At 40.7% G+C, this 14,757-nt stretch carries 16 protein-coding genes and 1 other annotated feature; all 16 genes read right to left on the bottom strand.

What is annotated here, in order from left to right:
• Positions 1–28: 28 nt before the first annotated feature.
• Positions 29–616 (bottom strand): CPBP family intramembrane glutamic endopeptidase, encoded by a 588-nt coding sequence (locus HMPREF2764_RS03005; protein WP_000821303.1) that lies wholly within the window; start codon positions 614–616, stop codon positions 29–31.
• 2 nt (positions 617–618) lie between these two features.
• A complete protein-coding gene (locus tag HMPREF2764_RS03000) occupies positions 619–852 on the bottom strand; it encodes a hypothetical protein (RefSeq protein WP_000840776.1) in 234 nt (77 codons plus the stop codon).
• 12 nt (positions 853–864) lie between these two features.
• Entirely contained in the window at positions 865–1,245 is a 381-nt protein-coding gene (locus HMPREF2764_RS02995; protein ID WP_000566534.1) for a thioredoxin domain-containing protein, read from the bottom strand.
• The gene (locus HMPREF2764_RS02990) at positions 1,238–1,687 is read right to left on the bottom strand and encodes a hypothetical protein (RefSeq protein ID WP_000645892.1); all 450 of its coding nucleotides are present in this window, start codon (positions 1,685–1,687) and stop codon (positions 1,238–1,240) included. Before HMPREF2764_RS02990 ends, HMPREF2764_RS02995 begins: the two co-directional genes overlap by 8 nt.
• Positions 1,671–3,026: a DNA (cytosine-5-)-methyltransferase gene (dcm, locus tag HMPREF2764_RS02985; RefSeq protein ID WP_070527123.1), complete on the bottom strand. Its 1,356-nt coding sequence runs from the start codon at positions 3,024–3,026 to the stop codon at positions 1,671–1,673. Before dcm ends, HMPREF2764_RS02990 begins: the two co-directional genes overlap by 17 nt.
• Before the next feature lie 98 nt (positions 3,027–3,124).
• Positions 3,125–3,904, bottom strand: a complete 780-nt coding sequence (locus HMPREF2764_RS02980; protein ID WP_070496609.1) for a replication initiator protein A — start codon at positions 3,902–3,904, stop codon at positions 3,125–3,127.
• Positions 3,901–4,074, bottom strand: a complete 174-nt coding sequence (locus HMPREF2764_RS09565; RefSeq protein WP_000159606.1) for a hypothetical protein — start codon at positions 4,072–4,074, stop codon at positions 3,901–3,903. The genes HMPREF2764_RS02980 and HMPREF2764_RS09565 overlap by 4 nt, the downstream gene beginning before the upstream one ends.
• Before the next feature lie 201 nt (positions 4,075–4,275).
• A complete protein-coding gene (rplL, locus tag HMPREF2764_RS02975) occupies positions 4,276–4,644 on the bottom strand; it encodes a 50S ribosomal protein L7/L12 (protein ID WP_070527119.1) in 369 nt (122 codons plus the stop codon).
• A 74-nt stretch (positions 4,645–4,718) separates the two neighbouring features.
• Positions 4,719–5,219, bottom strand: coding sequence for a 50S ribosomal protein L10 (rplJ, locus tag HMPREF2764_RS02970; protein ID WP_004259693.1), 501 nt, complete (start codon positions 5,217–5,219; stop codon positions 4,719–4,721).
• Positions 5,220–5,257: 38 nt separating this feature from the next.
• Positions 5,258–5,393: a sequence feature (ribosomal protein L10 leader region), on the bottom strand.
• A gap of 61 nt (positions 5,394–5,454) precedes the next feature.
• Positions 5,455–6,714 carry a TRZ/ATZ family protein gene (locus tag HMPREF2764_RS02965; protein WP_049501097.1) on the bottom strand — a complete coding sequence of 420 codons (1,260 nt, stop codon included), beginning with the start codon at positions 6,712–6,714 and terminating at the stop codon, positions 5,455–5,457.
• A gap of 97 nt (positions 6,715–6,811) precedes the next feature.
• Positions 6,812–8,560 carry an ABC transporter ATP-binding protein gene (locus HMPREF2764_RS02960; RefSeq protein WP_049501096.1) on the bottom strand — a complete coding sequence of 583 codons (1,749 nt, stop codon included), beginning with the start codon at positions 8,558–8,560 and terminating at the stop codon, positions 6,812–6,814.
• 1 nt (position 8,561) lies between these two features.
• The gene (locus HMPREF2764_RS02955; RefSeq protein ID WP_049501095.1) at positions 8,562–10,286 is read right to left on the bottom strand and encodes an ABC transporter ATP-binding protein; all 1,725 of its coding nucleotides are present in this window, start codon (positions 10,284–10,286) and stop codon (positions 8,562–8,564) included.
• A gap of 59 nt (positions 10,287–10,345) precedes the next feature.
• The gene (gene msrB / locus HMPREF2764_RS02950) at positions 10,346–11,284 is read right to left on the bottom strand and encodes a peptide-methionine (R)-S-oxide reductase MsrB (RefSeq protein WP_049501094.1); all 939 of its coding nucleotides are present in this window, start codon (positions 11,282–11,284) and stop codon (positions 10,346–10,348) included.
• A 260-nt stretch (positions 11,285–11,544) separates the two neighbouring features.
• Positions 11,545–12,414, bottom strand: coding sequence for a homoserine kinase (gene thrB, locus HMPREF2764_RS02940; RefSeq protein ID WP_049500332.1), 870 nt, complete (start codon positions 12,412–12,414; stop codon positions 11,545–11,547).
• Between the two features lies 1 nt (position 12,415).
• Entirely contained in the window at positions 12,416–13,702 is a 1,287-nt protein-coding gene (locus HMPREF2764_RS02935) for a homoserine dehydrogenase (RefSeq protein WP_049500334.1), read from the bottom strand.
• A 147-nt stretch (positions 13,703–13,849) separates the two neighbouring features.
• Entirely contained in the window at positions 13,850–14,590 is a 741-nt protein-coding gene (mecA, locus tag HMPREF2764_RS02930) for an adaptor protein MecA (RefSeq protein ID WP_070527116.1), read from the bottom strand.
• Positions 14,591–14,757 lie beyond the last annotated feature (167 nt).

Raw genomic sequence — 14,757 nt, 5'->3', positions numbered from 1 at the left:
GATAATTAGAAATTTATACTTTGTTTGTCTAAAAAAGCAGCAAACTATAAACTAGTAGGTTCCACACCAAATGTAGACCCATACTTCCCCATAAGTCCGATTTATAGCGCACCATCCCTAAAAAGATCCCAAGTGAAACATATAAACACCAAGCTAGAATGGTTCCTGGATGATGTACTAAGGCAAATAAAACACTTGTCAAAGCAACTCGAATATCTAATTTTCTGACCAGGTTCCATAAAATTTCTCGATACAGAAATTCTTCAACCATACTCGCATTGATTAAGAACAATAAAAATGAAAACCAAGGAACCTGATGTTGAAGTCCAATTAAGTTTGCTTGATTCGTGGTTCCTTGAGCATGAATCAGACTAAAACATAGGCTTATAATCAGTAGGCTAACGAATCCAATACCAAGCCATTTCATCCTAGTTTTCATATTGACCTTGACCACTTGTTTTCGTTGGCCATACATCCATAAAAAAGAAATGAGCGACGCACAATAGAGAATCTGTAGTATGGTTAACTCACCAATACAAAGCAATTTCAGTAAGTATAGGGATACCAATAAGACATTTACTTGTTGGAATATATAAACTGGAATTATTCTTTTCATAGTTACCTCCGAAATAAATCTTCATAATCTAAATCTAATACCTGCACAATCCTTTCTACCCATGGACTTTGAGGCATTCGTTGTTCCATCTTGTAGTGGCGTATTTTTTGATACAAACGATTCAATTCACTTGGATAGTGAAACTCTCCCGCAAACATTTTTCTGGTTAACTCAATCCAGCTAATATTTCTTTCAGCCAAAATAATGGACAAGTTCTCCCAAAATCGTTCAGCCATATTGCTTCTCCTTTAACTAGATAAATAATGTGTTTGTGCCATGTAAATCAATTGTTTCGTATCTCTTGGCAATAGAGCTCTAGCCTCTTCCAAATTCAGATTTGGATAAACTCTCTTATTTGAAACCGCAAGAGGAAGCCTGATGCATAGTTCAGGATTTTTTAATATCATTTCAATGAAATCCGTTAATCTTAGATTGTCACGGTTCTTAAATCGTAATAAATTGGGAGATAGAAACTCAAAACAATCTGAAGAATAGCTCATCATCTCAATTAATTTATCCTTTGTCATTTCAGAAATCGAATGACAAGACACCTCGATGCCATACTTTTGAAAGAAATCCAAAAGAAGTTGATTTCTTTGGCTATTTTTACTTAGATAGAGATCAATCATGGGAGACCTCCCAAAGATTCGGTTCCATTTGATATTCTGAGACGATTAAGGAATCTAATGAATTTGAGAAGTTAATCGATTTCTTGTCTTCATCATAAGCTTTTACAGTTACTTGGGTTGTAAGTATTCCTTCTTTTCCCTCGGCTCGATAGCCTTGTCCATATAAAACAAAAACAAGATTCTGATTATCATCTACAAAGGCATCAACCCCATTCTTTATGTCTTGACTTTCAAGGAATTCCATAACGTTTTGAAGATAGGACTCGTAAAATAGTGGGTAGTTGTGTTTTTTATGGTAATCATCTAAAAATGTTACTTCAAACTCACATGGATAATTGGGCATCAAAAATAATTGTTCATCCAGCTGTTTGATTTCTGCATCATGTAATTCTGTTTCTAATTCATCACAATCTAGTATTGATTCTTTATTTAATGCTTTCATCTTTTTCCTCTATTTCTTTTAATTTCTTTGCGATCGCGGCAATCACAGGAACGGTTACACTATTACCAGCTTGTTTATAGAGCTGACTATTACTAGAGACTTTTCTCGCAGCTTCAAAAGCCCAATCAGGAAAGCCCTGCAAGCGAAAACACTCTTTAGGAGTGATTCGTCGTATCCTCAGACGGTAAAATTGTCCATCTATCAAGACACCAGCTACATGATAAACTTGTTTATCTTCTCCTTCATAGCTACCCACTACTCCCATTTGACCACTAGTTGTTAACGTATTCGCTATACCTTTTCCAACTCTACCACGCCGATACTGAGAACTTGGTCTTTCCAAATTGATTGAATCTCCAATCTCTGCTTGAGCGTATCCTTTTTTAGTTGCTTCCCTGACTTTTAAAAATTGGATTGGTTCTGGAATCAGTATTTTGGGAATTTTATCTCCTCCTTGCATCGTAGTCAGTGTTGGAGATAAGCCCTCACTTCCATAGACGCGACCGGTCTCCTTAAAGCTAGTGGGTAAATCTCCAACAACGACAATGCCATGACGATCCTGAGTATTTAAAGTAAACATCGGCTCTTGATTTTCCTTAAAGCGTCTACCATTTTGTCTCTTGTCTAATCTGTCTGGTGTCATACAAGGAATCGCAATCTTAAATCCTTCTCCTTTCACACGAACTAAGGTTGGCGCAAGACCTTCTGAATAATAAACTTTACCGCTCATTCCACTTTTTGATGGATTCAAATTTCCTAATGTTTTTAAAATCTCAGAGTTAGTTGCTTGACCTTCTCGTCTGAAAGGAAATAAGAGTCTGGTACCTTTCTTTCTAGAATGTCCGATAATAAACACCCTCTCTCTGTTTTGGGGAACGCCAAAATCCTTACTGTTAAGCACCTGCCACTCAACATCAAACCCCAACTCATCAAGTGTGGTAAGGATTGTGGTGAACGTCCGTCCCTTATCGTGATTGAGTAGGCCTTTAACATTTTCAAGAAAAAGAAAACGTGGTTGGATTTGTTTGGCCGCCCGAGCAATTTCAAAGAACAAAGTTCCTCTAGTATCTTCAAATCCCAATCGTCTTCCTGCGATTGAAAATGCTTGACAAGGGAATCCCCCACAGATGATATCGACTTTCCCTCTAAGTTTTTTAAATTCATCATCTGAAACATTTCGTATGTCATGAAATTCTATTTCTCCTTCCGTTTGAAAAATGGATTTATAAGATTCTCTAGCAAATTTATCAATCTCACAAAATCCAATACACTCGTGTCCGACACTTTCCATTCCTAGTCGAAAACCACCGATACCTGAAAATAAATCAATAAATTTCATTTCTTGATTACCCCTTTCTGATCGACTATTAATGTCCAAAGAGTCAAACCACTTGAAATGAAAATGAGCATAACTAATATCCACTCGATTGGCGACATTTAACCACCTCCTTTTCTAACACGGTTATTCCAAACAGAATACAAGCCGTTAAACACAAATTCAGCAAGCACTTCCGCACGTCTAACAAAGCGGACATTATCTAGAGCATACTGATAGATTTTCTCAAAATCAGTCATAGCAATTTCACTGGCTGTTTCAGAAAAACCTTCGCGTCTAAATTGATCTTGTACCAATCCCCAAATATAATCTCGATCATATTTTGTGACCTTTTCTACTTTTCTTTTCAAGATAGGTTGAGTATTCCTATCCTCCTCATCCTCAATAAATAAAGAATCAGTCTCACTATATTTAGTATCACTAACTTCAGTCTCACTAGGGGCTGAATGTGAGACGGGGGCCGTTTGATTTTCAACCTGCCCTAGTCTTTTTTTAACACTAGGCCTGTTTGAATTACCTACTGGGGTAGAAGATAATTCCCCTAAATAAATCTTATTAGCTAGTCTTCCTTTCTCACTTGAAGACTGTTGAACTTCATCAATTAAGTCATATTCTTTAAGAGTTTTTTTGATGGACAGTAATTTTGACTTCGAACAACCTAACAGCCTCATCAGTTTAGAATTAGAAAATACTAAATAGACCGCGCCTTCTTCATCTATCCAACCACGACTGAGAGATAATTCTAAACGATCTTTTAAAATAGAATAAGCCACCTTTACTTCTAGTTTCATATCCATATATTTCTCATCCTCAAAAAGAATTTTAGGTAATTTATAATACCGTTCTGAAGTTTGGTATTGATTTGCGGTAATTCGTTTCATAGCTCTCCTCCAAGTTCTTTGAGTATTAAATCGCCATTTGATTCCAAGCGAACCAAGCCACTTTTTTCTAATTCAGCCATAAGAGAGATGGCTTCAACAATGTCAATTCCCATTTCACGTACTAAAAATGAAATGACGATATAGCGTGATGATTGTAATTCTTTTGTCATTTTCCCTCCAGAAAATAAAAAAAGGAGAACAATATTCAACTGTTCTCCAAAATATTTTTATTAAAAAGAAAAACCCTGCCAAATTAATTTTTGGTAGGGTTTTTGGCAGGAAACTAAATTAATTTATCAGTTTCTAAAATGTGTTCACGATTCTAAAAGGCTGATACTATAGTATTCCGAATTCTAATTGGTATATGCCTCTTATTTAAGAGTAACTGAAGCTCCAGCTTCTTCCAATTTAGCTTTGATTTCTTCAGCTTCTGCAGTTGCAACGCCTTCTTTAACAAGTGCTGGTGCACCGTCAACAAGTTCTTTAGCTTCTTTAAGACCAAGACCAGTGATTTCACGTACAACTTTGATAACGCCAACTTTTTTGTCGCCTGCAGATGTCAATTCAACGTCGAATGAATCTTTAGCAGCACCAGCGTCAGCAACACCAGCTGCAGCAACAGCTACAGGAGCAGCTGCAGTTACACCAAATTCTTCTTCGATAGCTTTTACAAGGTCATTCAATTCAAGGATTGAAGCTTCTTTAATTTCAGCAATAATGTTTTCAATGTTCAATGCCATTGTTATTTCCTCCAAATATGTTTTTAAATTTATAATAGATTTTTCGTAGCTAGGCTACGCTGCGTAGCTTAAGATTAAGCTGCGTCTTCTTTGTTGTCTGCAACCGCTTTGACTGCAAGAGCAACGTTGCGCACCGGCGCTTGAAGTACAGAAAGGAGCATAGAAAGAAGTCCTTCGCGGTTTGGAAGAGTTGCAAGTGCAAGAATCTCTTCTTTAGATGCGACAGCGCCTTCGATTGCACCACCTTTAATTTCAAGTGCTTCAGCGTTTTTAGAAAAGTCGTTCAAGATTTTCGCTGGTGCGATAACATCTTCGTTAGAAAATGCTACTGCAGATGGTCCAACAAATACTGATGCAAGTTCTTCAAGACCAGCTTTTTCAGCTGCACGACGCAAGATTGAGTTTTTAATGACTTTATACTCAACTTCGCTTCCACGAAGCTCACGACGAAGAACTGTATCTTGCTCAACTGTCAAACCACGAGCGTCTACAACGACGATAGATGCAGCAGCTTTCATTTTTTCAGCTACTACGTCAACTAGTTCCGCTTTTTTAGCAATAATTGCTTCACTCATTAGTGTGTTCACCTCCGTAATTATTTTGCTTGGGGAATTTTTCCAAAAGAAAAACGCGCCCAAACCTAGACACGAAAGTACAATACGCTTCTTTTTACATGATACGTTTTGTCCTCGGTAGGATCTTTATGAGTCGAGCTCCCCTACTGTCTTAGGCAGTTTTTTCAAACCGTATATAAGTATAGCATAGACAAAAAAAGAATGCAAGATTTTTGCAAACTTTTTTTAAATTTTTTTAAATCTCTACTGTCAAAACTTTGCCTTGCTTAACCACCTGTTCTCCAGCGATATAAACATCATCGACATCACTGGATTTGACAGCATAAACCAGGTGAGAGAGCATATTTTCCTGAGGTTGAAGATGGATTTTTCCCTGTGGTTGAATGACCAGAAAATCTGCTTGCTTGCCAACTTCTAGGCTTCCTATCTGCTTTTCCATTCCTAGAACCTTAGCACCCTCTATCGTCAGAGCTTTGAGGGCTGTTTCAATAGGAAATTGGCTGGCATCTCCACTTTTCATCTTTTGAAGAAGGGCTGCTGTGCGTCCTTCCTCAAACATATCTAGATTGTTATTGGAAGCAACCGAGTCTGTCGCAATCCCCACTGCTACTCCTGCTTTTTGGAGTTGGATGATTGGAGCGATTCCAGAAGCCAGTTTGAGGTTACTAATAGGATTGTGAGCAATAGATACTTGAGAAGTTGCCAAGCGTTCAATTTCTCTCTCGTTTAATTCGACCCCGTGAGCAAAGACGGACGGATGTTCTAAATAACCCAGTTCTTCAAGAAAAGTAAGGGGGCGTTTGCCATAGCGTTTGAGGATAATTCCTGATTCCTCCTTGGTCTCCGCCACATGGATATGGATAGGAATATTCAGCTCTTTTGCCATATCTAAGCTCTCTTCCAGCAAATCTTTACTACAGCTGTAGGAAGAATGAGGGGCTACCATAACCTTGAAATTTGGATTTTCATATCCTAAGATTTCTTCTATAATGGATCGTGTTCTGCTTATAGTCTCAGCAGTTGTTTCTGTCTCTGAAGAAAAGAGGGTCGGTGAGAAATAACAACGCATCTTAGATGCCTTGACTGCCTGATAAATTTGATCAATATCCACACCATTGGGATTATACATATCGTTGAAGCTTGTTGTTCCTGACTGGAGCATTTCTGTCAGAGCTTCTTTGACTGCCTTGGTAGTCATGTCGGGAGTAAATCCTGCTTCTGCTGGCCAGATATAGTCATTGAGCCATTCATGGAGATTGCTATCATCCCGAATCCCTCGCAAACCTGTCATAGCAGAATGGGTATGGCAATTGACCAAACCAGGCATAATCCAGGCTCCCTGATAGTCTATAATCTGCTCAGCTTGCTCTAAAATCTCTGGCTTCTCTTGGCCGACATAGACGATTTGAGAGTCCTTAACGGCTAAGATACCATCCAGATAAACATGGAAATCTTGGTCACAAGTCACGATATTTACATGCTGATAGACTTTCATTGTTTTCTCCTTCTAAGACCCTGATTTTTCTAGCTATTGTAACAAAAAAGTCACCCGAAGGCAACTTTTTTTCCATAATATTGCAAAATAGAAAGGATTATTCAGAGCTAAAAGCTGCAGCTTTCTGCATTTGGTAATACTTGCCCTTTCTAGCCATGAGGTTCTGATGGTTACCATACTCAACAATGTCTCCATCTACCAAGACAAGAATCAAATCCGCATCCTGAATGGTTGACAAACGGTGAGCAATGATAAAGCTTGTGCGTCCCTTCATGAGTTTGGCAAAGGCATCCTGAACAAGCACTTCTGTCCGTGTATCGATGGAAGAAGTCGCCTCGTCTAAGATAAGAATCTTTGGGATAGCTAGAAAGACTCGAGCGATGGTCAAGAGCTGGGCTTGCCCAACAGAGAGAGATTCTCCTGCATTTTCCAACTTAGTATCGTATTCCTGTGGCAACTGTTGGATGAAAAAGTCTGCGTTAGCTGCTTTTGCAGCAGCAATCACCTGCTCCCTACTGGCGTCAGGATTTCCAAAGGCAATATTGTCATGAATAGTCCCTTGCTTGAGCCAGGTTTCTTGGAGTACCATCCCAAACTGCTGTCTCAATGACGCTCGGGTATAATCATAAATGGACTGCCCATCTAACAAGATATCTCCCGAGTTAATAGGATAAAAACGCATGAGGAGATTGATAAGAGTTGACTTACCAGCACCTGTAGGACCAACGATGGCTACCTTGCTACCAGCTGGGATATTGATAGACAAATCCTTAATCAAGATCCTTTCAGGATGGTATCCAAAAGAAACATGCTTAAAGGAAATGGCTCCCTTAACTTGGTCACTGGTCAAGACTTCCTTACCTGTTTCAGCCACCTCTGGACTTTCTAAGACAGCATAGACGCGCTCTGCGCAAGCGAGAGCACTTTGCAACTCAGCTAGCACTGAAGAAATATCGTTAAAGGGCTTGGTATACTGCTGAACATAGTTCAAAAAAGTTACTAAACGCCCAATGGTCAAGGTTGAACCCATCATGATACGATAAGCTCCTACTCCAGCTAGAAGAGCATAAATGAGCGCATTGACAAAGCGAGTCGAAGGATTAACCGTTGAGGAATAAAAGATAGCTGACTGAGAATAGCTTGCGTAGTTGGCATTCGCCTCGTGCAGTCTTTGGATAAACTCTGTCTGAGCATTGAAGGACTGGATAATGGTCTGCTGGCTAAGCGACTCTTCAATCAACTGAGTCTGAATTCCCCTCGTCTCTGTTTGCTTCTGGAAGAGATGATAGGAGCGTTTGGCAATAAAGCGTGAAATCACCATGGACAGCGGCGTCAACAGCAAGACCAAGAGGGTCATGAGGAGGTGAATTTGGAGCATGGCTAGAATACTAACCAAAATCATCAAAACACCAATGAAAAATTGATTGAAAATCATGGTCAAACCAGCTGCCAACTGTTCTATGTCTGTGGTCACACGACTAACCATCTCTCCACTGCCCTGCCGGTTCACAAAAGCAATCGGTAAACGATGGAGCTTATGGATAATTCGCTCTCGCAAGTCTCTGGTATAAGAGAAGATTAGACGATTATAAAGAAGAGGATTGGCCCATTGTACCAGAGTATTTCCTATGACTACCAATATCATCTGAATGAAAATCTGCCAAAAAACTGGTGATGAACCAGCCACTAGAACTTGGTCAATGACCTGTCCAATCAAGATAGGTAGGTAGATCGATAAAGCAACTTGGGCAATAGTTCCTAGAAAGGCAAGTAAAAGGAGGAAAGGATGGCTTGCTAAATCTATGGCCAAACGTTTGAGCGTCTGGTTTGCAGTTTGTCGTTTCATGCTAGTCCTCCTTTCCATGTTGGGATGCATTGATTTCGCGATAGACTTGGCTAGTCTTCATCAAGTCATCGTGCTTGCCAACAGCTAGTAACTCACCTTTTTCCAAGAGGAGAATCTGGTCAGCAATCTGAAGTGTCGAAGTCCGTTGAGAAATCAAGATTAAGCTTGTATTTGGCAAATTTTCTCGGATAGCTTTCAAGAGCTTGGACTCGGTAATGGTGTCGAGGGCCGAGGTCGCATCATCTAGGATGAGAAATGGAGCTTGTCGCAAGACTGCTCGGGCAATAGATAGCCTTTGTTTTTGTCCACCTGAGAAATTTCGTCCTCCTGCCTCAACTAGGGCATCCAAAAGTCCTTCCTTTTCACTGACAAAATCCTTAGCTTGCGCAATTTCCAAGGCCTGCCAAAGTTCTTGGTCAGACACTTCTCGATTGAAACCTAGAGTCAAGTTGGAACGAATAGTTCTTTTAAAAAGTTCGACTTTTTGAGGTACATAGGCAATCCAAGACCGCCACTGCTCAAGATTACGAGGACTACATCCATCTCGATAAAGGTCAATGCTCCCCTTGTCTGCTGGATAAAGACCAAGTAAGACTTGCACCAAGCTTGATTTACCTGAACCAGTTCCCCCGATGATACCAAGGATCTGCCCTTGATTCATATCAAAGGAAATGTTTCTCAGAGAAGGCTGGGCCGCATCAGGATAGGTAAAGGTTAATTCTTGGACTTGCAAAACACGATCACCGGTAGCTTGCTTTTCTTCTAATTCTGAAAAAATATCTTCTGGAGCTTCGGTAAAAACTTCCTCAATTCGCTTGGCTGAGATATAGGACTGGTTGAGGGAATTTATCAGCATGGCGAGCTTAACCAATTCCACCAAAATTTGTAAGAGGTAGTTGATAAGGGCAATAAGAGCACCTTGACTGAGTAAACCTCCTTGAATTGAAATATAGCCCTGCCAGATGATGACAAGAAGAGTTCCATTGACAATCAGATAGGTCAGAGGTGTTAACAAACTAGACCAGAAACCCGTCTTTTCTTGCAATCTAGCATAAACTTGGTTAAGGGTTTGAAAAATCTGTAACTCTCGTTTTTCCTGACCAAAAGCACGAATAACTCGCATGCCTTGTAATTGCTGGCGCGTTTCCTGAACCAGCTGATCCGTTTTCTTTCTGAGACTGCTGTAGAGAGGATTGACCAGTCGAGAGAGACCGACAATGACAATCGTCAAAATGACAACCATAACTAAGAACCAGAAAGTCAGCTCAGCCGAGATGCGATAGGCCATAAAAATGGCTCCAAAAACGATAATAGGCGCTCTCAAAAAGAGGCGCAGGAATTGATTGATACCAGTCTGAATCTGGTAAGTATCCGAAGTCAAGCGAGTCACCAAGCTAGAAGTTGTCAAACGATCTCTGCTGTCCTTGGGTAAGGAAAGAATATGACGATAAAGGTCGTCTGTCAGTTCTTTGGCAAAACCCACCGCAGCCTTAGCTGAGTAAAACTGGGCTACCAGGGCCACTAAAACACCAATCACTGCAAAGATAAGGAGCAGGCCAATCTGCATCCATAGATGCCCTTGATCTCTCTGGGGCAAGGACTGGTCAACAATCCCAGCAATCACCATGGGAACCAAGAGCTCAAAAACAGCTTCTAGTAGCTTGAACAAGGGTGCTAGAATCGACTCTTTGATGTAGGGTTTGAAGTAAGATAGTAAGTGTTTCATAAATCCCTTCTATTCTTATTCTGGAAATGAAGAAAGTGGGAAGCCCCACCCTCTCAGTTTTATTTGTTTAAGTAAGGTAATAGATAGCCATATCCTGCTTCTTCCATCTCATCCTTGGCTACAAAGCGTAAGGAAGCAGAATTAATACAGTAACGGAGGCCACCTAACTCCTGAGGTCCATCTGTGAAAACATGACCCAAGTGAGCATTTCCTGACCGAGAACGAACCTCGATTCGCTCCATTCCATGGCTCAAATCCTTGTAATAGTGAATCAATTCCTTAGAAATCGGACGGCTAAAACTTGGCCAACCACAACCTGAGGTAAACTTATCCTTAGCGAAAAAGAGTGGCTCACCCGTCGTGATGTCTACATAAATCCCTTCTTCAAAAGTTTGGTCATAAGCATTACTAAACGGCGCTTCTGTAGCAGCTTCTTGAGTTACTCGGTAGGATTCTTCAGTTAGGCTTTCCTTCAGCACCTCTTGACTAGGCTTTTCATAGTTAGAGGCATCAATCAATGGCTTCTCAGCATCGGTCACATCGATATGACAGTAACCAGAAGGATTTTTCTTGAGATAGTCTTGATGGTAGTCTTCAGCCAGAATGTAGTGACGAAGTTTCTCCACCTCTACTGCAATCTTTCGACCCAGCATGCGTTCTTGCTCCTGCACCACTGTGTAGATAGCCGGCAAGTCTGCTTCATCTTGGTAATAGATCCCAGTTCGATATTGGCGACCACGGTCATTCCCTTGTTGGTTAATAGACAAGGGATCAATGACACGGAAATAATAAAGCAAAATCTCTCTAAGTGACACCGCTTTCTCATCATAAATCACTTGAACAGTCTCTGCATGGTCTGTTTCCTTGAGCAACTGGTAATTGGTCGTTTCGACTTGGCCATTAGCGTAGCCGACACTGGTTGCTAGCACTCCAGAAATACGTGAAAAATACTCCTCTAGACCCCAAAAACAGCCACCTGCTAGATAAATTTCTGCCATCTTTATTTCTCCTTTATCAAGGTTTTTAACTAATACTCTTCGAAAATCTCTTCAAACCACGTCAGCTTACATCTGCAACCTCAAAACAGTATTTTGAGCTAACTTCGTCAGTTCTATCCACAACCTCAAAACCATGTTTTGAGCAGCCTGCGGCAAGCTTCCTAGTTTGCTCTTTGATTTTCATTGAGTATAAACTTCTTTTCAAAAAAAGGATAGGAAGCCCTCTAATCAAGAGTTTCCCCATCCTATCTTCTATTTCTTTACTTTGTTTCGACACGGACACCTTTGGTATCAACTTTCAAGTCATGTAGTTTGCCTTTGAAAGGTTGCTTTTGCAATTCAGCTTTAATCTTGGGCATCTTGTCATGAGAAGCCAGAACCATAACTGTCGGTCCGGCACCAGAGAGATAGGTCGCATAGGCTCCATTCTCTTTAGCTACTTGCTTAATCGTCGCAAATTCACGGACCAGACTTTGACGATAGCGCTCGTGGAAGAGATCCCCCTCGATTGCTTGTCCAGCTGTCACCATATCTCCTGCTAACAAGGCTGCAACAGCAACATTGGCAATTGAACTAGCTGCAACAGCTTCCTTGTAGGACAATTTCTTAGGAAGGACACCACGACTGTCGCGAGTGCGCAATTCATAGTTGGGAATATAAGCTAAAAAATCACACTCTGGGAAATCTGCCACAATCGCCGAAACCTGCCCTTCAACAGAACTCGCAACAACAAGATTTCCATAGATAGCTGGAGCCACATTGTCAGGATGTCCTTCAATCTTGGTAGCCAGCTGCAATTTGTCGTGGTTAGATAAGTTGAGATTGCCCAGTTGGTTAGCCAGTTCAATTCCAGCAACAATAACCGAGCTTGAAGAACCCAAGCCACGCGCCAAGGGAACATCGCTGGTCATTTTCAAACGTCTCGGTTGCAAGTCAGGCGCAATTTGCAAGGCAATCTTGAGCAAGAGATTACGCTCGTCATGTGGAATCCATTTACCAATCTGGTGTTCAATCAACCACTCATCCCGTTCTTCACAAACCTCAATTTGAAGATACTTGGTTACAGCTACACCAACCGAATCAAAACCTGGCCCGATATTGGCACTGGTTGCAGGTACAATAATCTTCATCCTATTCTCCTAACACCTTGAAGGTATTCAAGAGGTCAAATTCTGAAGCTTTGGCCAACTCAGCTGAAACATTCTCAAGCTGCGCTTTATTAATCTTATGAGTGATAATCACTACACGCGCCTTGTCACCCTCTTTGCCATCTTGGAGGATTTGCTTGAAGGAAATATCTTGAGCGTTGAAAATCTCAGCCAATTTCAAGACCTGACCTTTTGAGTCTGGAGCCAAGATTGAGAAGTAGTAATTAGCTTTGACATCTTCTGGATTAGCCAAGACCAATTCACGGCTATATTCGTTGAAGTCTTTACCAATAGTACCATCATTCAAGCGACGAACGATACGGACAATGTCTGCTACAACACTTGTTGCAGTTGGTTTTTGACCCGCACCTGGTCCGTAGTACATCGATTCACCAATACCGATAGATTCTACAAAGACTGCGTTCATTACCCCATTCACACTGGCAAGTGGATGTGCTTTAGGAAGGAAGGTTGGAGTCACTTCTGCAGCAATACCTGAAGGAGTTTCCTCGATAGAACCAACCAATTTCACTACGTAGCCAAGATCTTGGGCTACAGCTACGTCTTCTGGTGTGATATTGCGGATTCCCTTGTGGGCTACATCGTCAAAGGCAACCTTCATACCAAAAGCAAACTGGCTCAAAATCACCATCTTGTAGGCTGCGTCAATCCCATCCACGTCATTTGTAGGGTCGCTTTCTGCAAATCCAAGTCTTTGAGCTTCAGCCAGAGCATCATCGTAAGACCAGCCTTCTTCCACCATCTTGGTCATCATGAAGTTGGAAGTTCCATTAACAACGCCAAGAACGCGCGTAATTTTGTCAGAAGCCAACGAATTTGCCAAAGTACGAAGAATTGGAATCCCACCAGCTACTGCTGCTTCATAGTAAAGTGCTACGTTATGCTCTTTAGCGATTTCTAGCAATTCTGCTCCATGGACAGCCAAAAGGTCCTTATTAGCAGTAACAACGTGTTTCCCAGCTTCCAAGGCACGAGTGATAAAGGTTTTAGCTGGTTCGATACGCCCCATCAATTCCACTACGATTGTAATGTCCTTGTCTGATAAAATATCGTCTACATTGGTTACAAAGTTAAAGTCATTTCCTGCTGCAAGCAAGCGGTTCTTTTCATCTTCATCCTTGACCAATACCTTGGCCACTTCAATCTCTGAATGAGCTGACTGAACGATTTTTTCTCCATTTTCCTTTAGGAGGAATGGCACACCACTTGCAACGGTACCAAATCCAAGTAAAGCAATTTTAACTGTCATGTTTGTCTCCTAGAAATTTTCTGATATAGCCATTATAACAGAATTTTGTGAAAATTCCTATTATAGTAAATCACTATTTCAGTCTAGTAAAGAAAAAACGAATCCCATGATTCGTCTTTCTTGATAAATGAAAACTGATTTTAAAAATTATGAACGAATCTTTTGCAGACCGAGAACTGCGTCATGGTTAATCAATATTTGCCCATACTCTTGCAAGACTGAACGACTGATGTCACTGTCGTCTGCAAACTCGCGCATACGGGCCAACAGCCAAGCTGGATATGGACTTGGATGATTTTCAATATCCACTAGAATAGTCAAATAATAGCGCTCGTTCATCTTGTAGAGTTCAGAAGTTTCCATCTCAAAAGTCACTGTCTTGGCAAAAGCTACCAAGTCAGCCAACTTAGCAAAAGAAAGGATGTAGTAGATGTAAGGCTCTTTCTTGCTTTCAGCTTCTTGTTCAGCCTGCTCTTCCTCTTCTTCCTTGGCTTCAACTTGCTCTAGAGATTGAATGGCTTCGATATCATCTTTGGTTTTGTCCGCGATGCTTTTTTCTAAAGTTTTAATAAACTCATCTGGCGACATTTGAGCCAATTCTTCCATGTCTGGTAAATCTGATAAATCTTCAAAATCTAGATTTTGGTCAATCTTTGACTTGGTCACAAAGACATCTACCTTATCAGGTTTTGGAGTTACACGGAAGCTCAACATGCCTGTATCTAGAAAGCTATCAGGCATCTCTAACTCATCCAAGATAGCATAAAAGAACTCTTCTGTTTTTTCTTGAGGAACAAGAAAGTCAGCAATCTCCATTCCTCGATCCATCAAATCTTCTAAAGACATCGTGATTTTTAAAGTAGTATCACTAATTTGTTTCATTTTCATTGCTAGTAACCTCATACTTTCAGTTCTATCTATTATACTAGATTTTTACGATTTTATCAAAAGAAGGCTCCTCTATCAAGCTAGATTTTCCCCAGGGTCTTTCTGTAGCAGACTCTAAAAGAAAATTTCTGATGACAAATAGAAAAAGCCTTCAAAATCGACTCTTA

The organism is Streptococcus sp. HMSC073F11, assembly GCF_001810785.1.
Lineage (GTDB): Bacteria > Bacillota > Bacilli > Lactobacillales > Streptococcaceae > Streptococcus.
This window is presented reverse-complemented; position numbering and strand designations above follow the sequence as displayed.

Excerpts from the sequence above, each read along its gene's own strand:
- HMPREF2764_RS03005 (WP_000821303.1), bottom strand. The coding sequence starts at position 616 with ATGAAAAGAATAATTCCAGTTTATATATTCCAACAAGTAAATGTCTTA.
- HMPREF2764_RS03000 (WP_000840776.1), bottom strand. The coding sequence starts at position 852 with ATGGCTGAACGATTTTGGGAGAACTTGTCCATTATTTTGGCTGAAAGA.
- HMPREF2764_RS02995 (WP_000566534.1), bottom strand. The coding sequence starts at position 1,245 with ATGATTGATCTCTATCTAAGTAAAAATAGCCAAAGAAATCAACTTCTT.
- HMPREF2764_RS02990 (WP_000645892.1), bottom strand. The coding sequence starts at position 1,687 with ATGAAAGCATTAAATAAAGAATCAATACTAGATTGTGATGAATTAGAA.
- dcm (WP_070527123.1), bottom strand. The coding sequence starts at position 3,026 with ATGAAATTTATTGATTTATTTTCAGGTATCGGTGGTTTTCGACTAGGA.
- HMPREF2764_RS02980 (WP_070496609.1), bottom strand. The coding sequence starts at position 3,904 with ATGAAACGAATTACCGCAAATCAATACCAAACTTCAGAACGGTATTAT.
- HMPREF2764_RS09565 (WP_000159606.1), bottom strand. The coding sequence starts at position 4,074 with ATGACAAAAGAATTACAATCATCACGCTATATCGTCATTTCATTTTTA.
- rplL (WP_070527119.1), bottom strand. The coding sequence starts at position 4,644 with ATGGCATTGAACATTGAAAACATTATTGCTGAAATTAAAGAAGCTTCA.
- rplJ (WP_004259693.1), bottom strand. The coding sequence starts at position 5,219 with ATGAGTGAAGCAATTATTGCTAAAAAAGCGGAACTAGTTGACGTAGTA.
- HMPREF2764_RS02965 (WP_049501097.1), bottom strand. The coding sequence starts at position 6,714 with ATGAAAGTCTATCAGCATGTAAATATCGTGACTTGTGACCAAGATTTC.
- HMPREF2764_RS02960 (WP_049501096.1), bottom strand. The coding sequence starts at position 8,560 with ATGAAACGACAAACTGCAAACCAGACGCTCAAACGTTTGGCCATAGAT.
- HMPREF2764_RS02955 (WP_049501095.1), bottom strand. The coding sequence starts at position 10,286 with ATGAAACACTTACTATCTTACTTCAAACCCTACATCAAAGAGTCGATT.
- msrB (WP_049501094.1), bottom strand. The coding sequence starts at position 11,284 with ATGGCAGAAATTTATCTAGCAGGTGGCTGTTTTTGGGGTCTAGAGGAG.
- thrB (WP_049500332.1), bottom strand. The coding sequence starts at position 12,414 with ATGAAGATTATTGTACCTGCAACCAGTGCCAATATCGGGCCAGGTTTT.
- HMPREF2764_RS02935 (WP_049500334.1), bottom strand. The coding sequence starts at position 13,702 with ATGACAGTTAAAATTGCTTTACTTGGATTTGGTACCGTTGCAAGTGGT.
- mecA (WP_070527116.1), bottom strand. The coding sequence starts at position 14,590 with ATGAAAATGAAACAAATTAGTGATACTACTTTAAAAATCACGATGTCT.